This window comes from Caulobacter sp. LARHSG274 (assembly GCF_052871235.1).
The window spans coordinates 1-2,500 of the sequence record NZ_JBIXJO010000016.1; the positions used below are offsets into that span (position 1 = coordinate 1).

Consider the following 2,500-nt stretch of genomic DNA (forward strand, 5'->3'; position numbering starts at 1 on the left):
GATCTTGGGTGCGGGGACAGGATTTGAACCTGTGACCTTCAGGTTATGAGCCTGACGAGCTACCGGGCTGCTCCACCCCGCGGCGAAGTGGGTAGTGGTGTGATCGTGTTGGGAGGGTTCTGGACTTTGAGCGTGAGCTCTACAGGAAGCATCCTTTTAGCGGACCTGGCGGCGACCTACTCTCCCGCGCCTTGAGACGAAGTACCATTGGCCCTGGGGGACTTAACGACCGAGTTCGGAATGGGATCGGGTGGGGAACCCCCGGCATAGCCACCAGGTCAGCAAAAAGGATGCTGTCGGGTGAGGGGTTAGCTCACCCGAGCATATTGTGAAGAAGACATCGCCTGTCTGGATATGTTGTAAAGCGTCAGTCATGGGTTTGACTGAAGAACGATCAAGCCTATCGAGCTATTAGTACCAGTAAGCTACACGCCTCGCGGCGCTTCCACACCTGGCCTATCAACGTGGTGGTCTACCACGGCTCTCAGCGAGACCTTGTTTTGAGGTTAGTTTCCCGCTTAGATGCTTTCAGCGGTTATCTATTCCACACTTAGCTACCCTGCTGCACAGCTGGCGCCATGACAGGTCCACCAGAGGTGTGTCCATCCCGGTCCTCTCGTACTAGGGACAGATCCTCTCAAGTCTCGTACACCCACGGCAGATAGGGACCAAACTGTCTCACGACGTTCTGAACCCAGCTCACGTACCACTTTAATCGGCGAACAGCCGAACCCTTGGGACCTGCTCCAGCCCCAGGATGTGATGAGCCGACATCGAGGTGCCAAACTTTGCCGTCGATATGGACTCTTGGGCAAAATCAGCCTGTTATCCCTAGAGTACCTTTTATTCGTTGAGCGATGGCCCTTCCACGCAGGACCACCGGATCACTATGGCCGACTTTCGTCTCTGCTCGACTTGTCAGTCTCGCAGTCAGGCGGGCTTATGCCATTGCACTCGACGACCGATTTCCGACCGGTCTGAGCCCACCATCGCGCGCCTCCGTTACACTTTGGGAGGCGACCGCCCCAGTCAAACTGCCCGCCACGCCATGTCCCGGACCCGGATAACGGGCCGCGGTTAGACGTCAGCAACAATAAGGGTGGTATTTCAAGGATGGCTCCACCGGAACTGGCGCCCCGGTTTCATAGCCTCCCACCTATCCTACACATGTTGCTGCTAACGCCAAGGCGAAGCTGCAGTAAAGGTTCATAGGGTCTTTCCGTCTGACCGCGGGAACCCCGCATCTTCACGGGGAATTCAATTTCGCTGAGCCTATGCTGGAGACAGTGGGGAAGTCGTTACGCCATTCGTGCAGGTCGGAACTTACCCGACAAGGAATTTCGCTACCTTAGGACCGTTATAGTTACGGCCGCCGTTTACCGGGGCTTCAATTCGCAGCTTGCACCGCTCCTTTTAACCTTCCGGCACCGGGCAGGCGTCAGACCCTATACGTCGCCTTGCGGCTTCGCAGAGCCCTGTGTTTTTGATAAACAGTCGCTACCCCCTGGCCTGTGCCACTCTACTCTGGTTGCCCAAAGCAGAGTCACGCTTATCCCGAAGTTACGCGTGCAATTTGCCGAGTTCCTTCAGCATAGTTCTCTCAAGCGCCTTGGTATACTCTACCTGCCCACCTGTGTCGGTTTCGGGTACGGTCTCCGTTGGAGTTATTTCCAGGGACCTGTTCACTGCCCAGAGCAATCCAATAAGCCTAGACAATTTACCAGATCCGTCACTTCCAACTGGTTCAGGAATATTCACCTGATTCCCATCGACTACGCCTTTCGGCCTCGCCTTAGGGGCCGACTAACCCTGCGCAGATTAGCTTTACGCAGGAACCCTTGGGCTTTCGGCGAGAGTGTCTCTCACACTCTTTATCGCTACTCATGTCAGCATTCTCACTTCCGATACCTCCAGCAAGGCTCGCGCCTCACCTTCACCGGCTTACGGAACGCTCCGCTACCGCTTGCTCAAAGAGCAAACCCATACCTTCGGCGTCTGGCTTGAGCCCCGTTACATTTTCCGCGCAGGTTCGCTTGACCAGTGAGCTGTTACGCTTTCTTTAAATGATGGCTGCTTCTAAGCCAACATCCTGGTTGTCAAAGCAAACCCACATCGTTTCCCACTTAGCCAGAACTTGGGGGCCTTAGATGATGGTTAGGGTTGTTTCCCTTTTCACGACGGACGTTAGCACCCGCCGTGTGTCTCCCAGATATCTCTCTTGGGTATTCGGAGTTTGATTAGAATTGGTAGAGATCGCTCCCCCCGCATCCATTCAGTGCTCTACCCCCCAAGGAGTCCGTCTGAGGCACTACCTAAATAGTTTTCGCGGAGAACCAGCTATGTCCAGGTTTGATTGGCCTTTCACCCCTATCCACAAGTCATCCGAGAATTTTTCAACATTCACCGGTTCGGTCCTCCAGTAAGTGTTACCTTACCTTCAACCTGCTCATGGATAGATCACCTGGTTTCGGGTCGTCATGCGACGTACTTATTCGCCCTA

At 54.7% G+C, this 2,500-nt stretch carries 1 tRNA gene and 2 rRNA genes (1 of these 3 cut by a window edge); all 3 read right to left on the reverse strand.

The window, feature by feature from the left end:
* Nucleotides 1–5: 5 nt before the first annotated feature.
* Nucleotides 6–82: transfer RNA gene (locus ACIPQB_RS20055), tRNA-Met, on the reverse strand.
* A gap of 81 nt (nt 83–163) precedes the next feature.
* A 5S ribosomal RNA gene (rrf, locus tag ACIPQB_RS20060) occupies nt 164–278 on the reverse strand.
* 112 nt (nt 279–390) lie between these two features.
* Nucleotides 391–2,500: ribosomal RNA gene (locus tag ACIPQB_RS20065) — 23S ribosomal RNA — on the reverse strand (it continues 678 nt past the right edge of the window).